A 7,126-nucleotide genomic window follows, 5' to 3' on the forward strand; every position below is an offset into this window, starting at 1 on the left:
ACTATCACTTCCCGGTGGAGCACTGGAAAAGAATCAGGACCAACAATGGACTTGAAAGAATCATGCGAGAAATCAGAAGGAGGACACGAGTAATCGGTTCATTCCCTGATGGAGAATCTGCCCTGATGCTGGTCTCAGCCCGGCTGCGTCATATTTCAGGTTCTACATGGAGTGAACGGAAGTATCTGAATATGGACCTGCTGATTGATTACGATCGGGAGAATCAGGTCTCATAAGTAAATTCTTCAGATTGAGGCAAAAAGAATTTGCGCAAGTTTATTGACACTACCTTAAAGGACGTCATAGCGATATGGGTAAAGGGTACCCCGAACACTTTGCTTGTGGTGCATGGCAGTATCTAAATAAAGTGGTAAGTATTCTTGAACCCAAAGGAGTTATGATGTGGAATGGGTTCCATGCTTTTCACCATGTTTTAAGGGGCGTATGCAAGAAAAGGGAAATAAATCCATTTTTTATGGAGTTTGGTTCCTTACCTGGTACTTATGTGATTGAGCAGGGGGGGCAGATGGGTGAAAGCTATCCTGCAAGGAAATATAGAGAATTCTTGAATTTATCTGTAACAAATGAAGAACTTGATTCTGCATATAAAGTTTGGGCTTATCTCTATTCCAGTCGTCTTAATCGAAGAAAACAGCCAAGCAATAACAATATAAATGATCTTAAATCTCGTCTAAAACCCGGACGGCCGATTATTTTTTATGCTGGCCAGAATGATTATGAATCTGGTTTTTATCCGTACACAGAACAAACCAAGGAACATCATTCTCCCATATTTTCAAGTAGTGATGCTGCTGCTTTCTTCCTTGCAGAACTGGCTATTAAAAATAACTGGAATTTGGTTTATAAGCCTCACCCTATGATTGCCAAATTTACAAATCGTAATTTTTATCATGAACAAGTGATTGAAATTGATGAAATTGATATTAATGAACTAATAGATCTTGCAGATATTACTGTAACAATTTTTTCACAAACAGCGTATGTTTCGCTTATAAGAAAAAAACCAACAGTAACCCTAGGATATACACAACTTCGTGGTAAGGGATGCACTTATGAAGCCTTCGATCGAAACTTGGTTGAAAATACACTGATAGAGGCGTTGGAAAAAGGTTTTACCAGTGAGCAACATACGGCCTTTGCAAAACACATTGCACAAATGTTACACTATTCTCTATTATCTGACAAATATTCTCATGAAACAATGTCTTATGGGGCAAATATAGATCGTGCTGTAGAGTATATTGTGAATGGACTCAATGGTCATCCACAATATGTTCTGCCACCAGATCGTACACATTTACAAGATATATGCGTACGATCTCGTACAAAAGACATCACTCTCCAAGAGCTTGAAGATCTGATTATTTCTCCAGAAATAAAGGTTATAAGTTTTGATATGTTCGATACACTGGTTTGTCGTCCTGTCCTTAAGCCCTCGGACCTTTTCCGTTTAGTAGGTGTTAAGGCTGGGGTTGGACGAAATTTTGCTGATATGCGTATAGCTGCTGAACGCATGGCAGGACGCCGACGCACAGTCGACAGAGACGCTGTAACACTTGATGAGATATATGAATGTTTTAGTGAAGCTTTTGATGTGCCAAGAGAGATAGTTTTAACTCTCAAAATGGAAGAGCTTGCAGCAGAGCGGCGCTATCTGAAGCCGAGACGTTCTGCAAAAAAACTTTATGATGCTGCACTTAAAAGCGGAAAGTCCGTAATTATTGTTTCAGATATGTATTTAGGTAGAGATTTTTTAGAGAGTGTCTTAAAAGAAAATGGGTATGATGATTTTGATCAGATGTATGTATCCAGTGATCTTATGCGTTCTAAGCGGACTGGACGATTATATGAGTATGTTAGAGAAGATTGTATAAAAAAATATGGGGTTTCTTCAGCTGAGATTCTTCATATTGGAGATCATGTTGATGTGGATGTGTATAAAGCTTCTGAGCATGGTTTTAGTCCTATCTACTTTCCAAAGGCCGTAGATAGGTTCAGATCCGTTAAACCTATGAAATACTTAGCTGATTCAGCTGATAACTCAATGGATAATTCTTTTATAGTTGGCTATGCAGCACAAATGATTTTCGATGATCCATATCAGAAGTATAATTCAAAAAGTATAGCAGATGGGAAATGGAGAAATTTGGGTACAATATTGTATGGACCTCTTTTGACTATATTTACAAAATGGCTAATAGAAAAAAGTATAAAGCAAAAAGTAGATAAAATTTTCTTCCTGCTTCGAGATGGTTATATACCAGAAAAACTTTTTGGGATTATGGCCCCAATATATAAAATTGCTCCGGAGCATGCTCCTCTCAATTTAAATAGGGCATTGATGTATCCTTTTTCAGCATTGCAGAAGAAGGGGGCTCTGTTTTGTGCAAATAAAAAATACAGTATATCGAGGATTAGGAATATTGAACAATTCATTGAAAAGCGCTTGATGGTAGATGAGCCTGAGGAAAAAGAGAAGATCTTTGAAATATTCTCTGAAGCTGGTTTTGGAAGAGGCTCTAATAATTTCCAAAACGCTTTACAAGATGCAGAATTAATGAGCCGATTAGATCCGGTGTTTCATAAGTATGTTGCACCGCATGCTGACGCGATGCGACGATATCTTCTTGATGCTTTAAAAGGAGCCGAGAATCCTGCTTTATTTGACACTGGCTATCGCGGAAGAGCATCTATCTTTTTCTGGGCAGAGTTCGGTTTGGATCTTATCGAGTACCACATACTTGCGCGTCCGGAGCTTGCTTTAGCTGAAGCAGAGGGCCGAGAAATCCATTCACTGGCTCATCTGGATACCAGAGAAATAAGTGAGGCAGAAATTCTTCATATTTTTATGGATGATTGTCTTTCAGAACAGGAATCGGGAATTGCTGGAATTGAGTCTTATAATGATGGTATTTGCCGTTGGCAATATGAGCCTAAAGATTGTTATGACGAGGGAATTAATTTTCTACAAGAGAGCATTTTGAAGTTTTGTGAGGGGTTTACTGAACTGTGTGGCGAAGATCTGAAGTTGTTAAAATTTGATTCGTCCCCTTTGATCGCTGGACTTAAAGATTTTTATACCGTTTCATATAGAAAGGATCTTCTTTTGTTTAAAAACATGCGCACGCCTTCTGATGCAAGCTTTGTGAATTCTGAAAAGAAGACAAATTATCGTGACTGGTATACTCAGCATTTAAAAAGGTTTAACGCTGAAGACTCAAAAAGCAAGGCTCTTCAAAAACCAGAGAATAATAAGAAGAGGGAGCCTCAGGTTAAAAGTATCATCGAAAATAGAAGATTCTTTCGAGTAAAAAAAGTGTTAAAAAAAATTGGTTTGCTTCACATTGGAACGAGAGTTTATCATAAAATATTTGGCTAACAAGGTGGATTCAATCTGTATTAGTATATAAAAAGCCAGAGAAGAAATATTAGTTATGGAGAAAATATATGCCAAAGGTGTCAATTGTTGTGCCTGTATTCAACACGGAGAAATATCTAAAAGTCTGTTTGGATAGTATCCTCTGTCAAACATTAAAGGAACTAGAAATTATTTGTGTTAATGACGGCTCAACCGACAATTCGTTGAAAATTCTAAAGGAATATTCAGTTGCCGATAACCGAATAAAAATAATCGATAAGCCGAACTCTGGGTATGGAAATTCCATGAATATTGGAATGGAAGCAGCTACAGGCGAATATATAGGAATTGTTGAGTCTGATGATTATATTATTCAGAATATGTATGAAATATTATATCATATAGCAATAAGTAACGATCTTGATATGATTAAATCAGATTATTATTCATTCGTGTCTGATGAGAACGGTAAAGAGCATCGGACATATATAAAAAATAGTGGATATACTAATATGGTTTTTTCTCCGAAATTCAGACCCGGAGTTCTACTTTCTACCACGGCTAACTGGACCGGTCTTTATAAAACCAATTTTCTTCGCAAACATAATATAAAACATAACGAAACTCCAGGGGCATCATATCAAGATATTGGTTTTCATTTTATTACGCTTTCTCTTGCTGAAAGAGCTTATTTCTTTGACCAGGCTTTTTATTTATATAGACAAGACAATCCTAATTCTTCCATAAACAGTAAGAAAAAAGTGTATTGTATACATGATGAATATGAATTTATCGAAGCTTTTTATAATAAGAATCCAGATCTGAAAGGGATTTTTTTGGGTACGATGCTGGCTCGAAAACATAACAGTTTTGTTCACACCTTTATTCGTATTGCTCCAGAATTTAAAAAAGAGTTTATTCATTTTTACAGCAAAATGCTTCAGAAAGGCATGGAATCTGGTATTTATCAAAAAAATTATTTTGTAGAAAATAGATGGAGGGAACTGAATAAAATAAAAAATAATCCGAATAAATTTTTACTGGATTGGGAGAGACAAAAAAAGCGTGAAGAAATAATATGTAACTATGATAAGGGGAAGATCTCTTATTTAAATAGATTTATATGGGCTTTGCAGGATCACGGTTTTAAATATACAATAAAGCGTGGCCTGAAGGAAATTATAAAAAAAATAGGTCCCAAACACTGGGATATTTTGGATGCACCAATGGCACATTTGAAAATTTTATGCTGTCGAATACTTAAAGTATTTGGATTATCGACAAGACGTATGCGTAGAATAGAAGCTGTAAAGGGCAGACATGACGGTGAACGTTGTTTTATTGCTTGTACAGGCCCTAGCTTATGTGTTGAAGATCTTGAAAAACTGAAAGGGGAGTATACCTTCAGTATGAATACTATTTTTTTGGCCTACGAAAATACGGATTGGCGACCTGATTATTATGGATTTGTTGATTATTATACATATTGTCGTTTATCCCAGCATTACAAAGTAGATTTTGAAAAAATTTGTAAGCGAGATGCTTTTCTTCATAGCTATATATCAGTACCGGATAGTGAAAAGATAAAAAGCTGTCATATACATTATGGCAATCATACAAAAAGAAGCAGGAAAAAGAATATTGTACGCATTGAAGACGATGTGTCCGTTTGTGTTTATGACTGCTTTACTGTAACAAACTTTGTTATGAATATTGCGATTTATATGGGTTTTAAGGAAATATACATTATTGGTTGTGATTGTAATTACGATGGAAAAAATGTACATTTTGTAAATTCAAAAATAGATCCCCAAAAAGATAAAACAGGGCGTTGGCAGGAAGCGGTTGACCTCAATAAAGTTGGTTATGAAGCAATAAAAAAGTATGCCAAGTCAAAGGGTGTTAAAATATTTAATGCTACAAGAGGCGGATATTTAGAGGTTTTTCCTAGAATTAATTTCGACAGTATTACTTTTAAATCCGAAATAGAAGTATAATTATAGCTAATATCGCTAAGTATGGATAGTATTACATGAAGAAGATGGTTGTAGACGTTTTAAAATGTATTGTCTTTTTTTTAGTGCTGATAATACTTCTTAATATAACTACACAAATATTTGTGGACAAAAGGGCCCGGAACGAAATAATCGGCTACCAGGATATCGCAAAGAATTCAGTAGATGTTTTATTTCTGGGATCTTCAAAAGTTGTAACAGCTTGTTCTCCTATGGTTATCTGGGATGCATATGGAATAACCTCTTATAACATTGCCATGGGAGGACAGTCTATCCCGATCAATTATTATAATCTGAAGTCTGCATTTCTAACCCAGAATCCCGAGGTAGTGGTTCTTGATGTGGGTTATGCATTTCAGAAGGATGTCTTTGCGGGACAACCGGCCAGATTTCGGCAATGGTTGGATTTTTCACCGTTTAGTATTGTAAAAGTTATGGCAATACTTGATTTATTACCCAAAGAAGAATGGCCAGATCATTTAATAAGTTTGCTTTATTTTCATAACCGATGGAAAGAATTAAGCAAAGCGGACTTTGAAAAAAATATTGATTTCACATATGGCGCTGGTGGAGGGGTTCAAAAAACAAGCGACCAGCCTATACGTTTGACCATTTTACCCGATGACGAGATAACTGATTCTTGTGGTTCGGATATTTCTATGCAGTATATGGGTAAGATAATTGATATGTGTGCTGAGAAAGGAGTAAAACTTCTGTTGTTGAATGTTCCGTCACGAGCAACAGGACAAACAAATCATGGTAACGGGGAGATGCTACAGCGACAGTGGAATGCTTTTGCAGATTATGCTAAGGAGAACAACTTGTTATATTTAAACTGCTTGCATCATTTAGATGAAATTGGAATCGATTTTTCAACTGATTATGCTGATTGGTCACATGCCAATTTAATTGGGCAGCAGAAAGTCTCTCTTTTTATAGGACAGTACTTGAAAAATAATTATAACTTAACGGACCATAGAGGCGAGGCAAAATACTCTTTGTGGAATGATTCATACTTGATCTATTCAGAACAATTAACCAGCTTGGGTATAAATATATTACCAAAAAATTATACAAATGAACTTTCATCCTTGAACCAAAAAGAGTCCGTACAGATACGGGATAATAATCTACTTAAAGCTGATAACCCCCTTACACTTACTTCTAACGATTCTATTCATTATAACAAGTTATATTGGTCCTTTGAGGCAGGATCTACTTATATCTTATCAGTTGACAATATGACTTTGACTGAAGGCGTTGGTGATTATATGCGGATTTTGTTATATGACTACGCACATAAAAAAGTAGCTTTTGAAACAAAGTTTAATTTCAACTCTTCAAGTGAATGGGTATTTACAGTACCTACTGATGGGAATCGCTATACATTAGTTTTTCGACAGGCGGCAGGTATGGGAGTTGATATTTTTGGTGCTGAATTACTTAAGGGCACCTCTAAAAACTAGAGGGATTTCCTAAATTTTGTAATTGTTGATATTCTCCTTACAGGAGGAGGAAAGATGGCACAACAAAAAGGCTTTTTTGATGAAGATTTTCGTTTGGAAGAAATCAGCAAACAGGGAGACCCGCTTCGGAAGTTGGATGAATACATCGATTGGGAAATGTTTCGTCCGATTCTCAAGAACGCCTTTCGTAAAGAAGCAAAAGGACCTGGAGGAAGACCTCCGTTTGATTATGTGATGATGTTCAAAATCCTGGTGCTGCAAAGATT

At 36.2% G+C, this 7,126-nt stretch carries 4 protein-coding genes and 1 pseudogene; all 5 read left to right on the forward strand.

The window, feature by feature from the left end; translation table 11 throughout:
* Positions 1-236 (forward strand): transposase (locus tag F459_RS0121580; RefSeq protein ID WP_020614724.1); only part of this gene is annotated, 236 nt, incomplete at its 5' end.
* A 74-nt stretch (positions 237-310) separates the two neighbouring features.
* Positions 311-3,400 (forward strand): hypothetical protein, encoded by a 3,090-nt coding sequence (locus tag F459_RS0121585; RefSeq protein WP_154651771.1) that lies wholly within the window; start codon positions 311-313, stop codon positions 3,398-3,400.
* A gap of 68 nt (positions 3,401-3,468) precedes the next feature.
* Positions 3,469-5,376 (forward strand): glycosyltransferase, encoded by a 1,908-nt coding sequence (locus tag F459_RS23430; protein ID WP_020614726.1) that lies wholly within the window; start codon positions 3,469-3,471, stop codon positions 5,374-5,376.
* Positions 5,377-5,411: 35 nt separating this feature from the next.
* Positions 5,412-6,860: a hypothetical protein gene (locus F459_RS0121595; protein ID WP_020614727.1), complete on the forward strand. Its 1,449-nt coding sequence runs from the start codon at positions 5,412-5,414 to the stop codon at positions 6,858-6,860.
* A gap of 54 nt (positions 6,861-6,914) precedes the next feature.
* Positions 6,915-7,126 (forward strand): annotated as a pseudogene (locus F459_RS0121600) (IS5 family transposase); the annotation flags it as partial.

The sequence above is a fragment of the Sediminispirochaeta bajacaliforniensis DSM 16054 genome (genome assembly GCF_000378205.1).
Taxonomy (GTDB): Bacteria; Spirochaetota; Spirochaetia; order DSM-16054; family Sediminispirochaetaceae; genus Sediminispirochaeta; species Sediminispirochaeta bajacaliforniensis.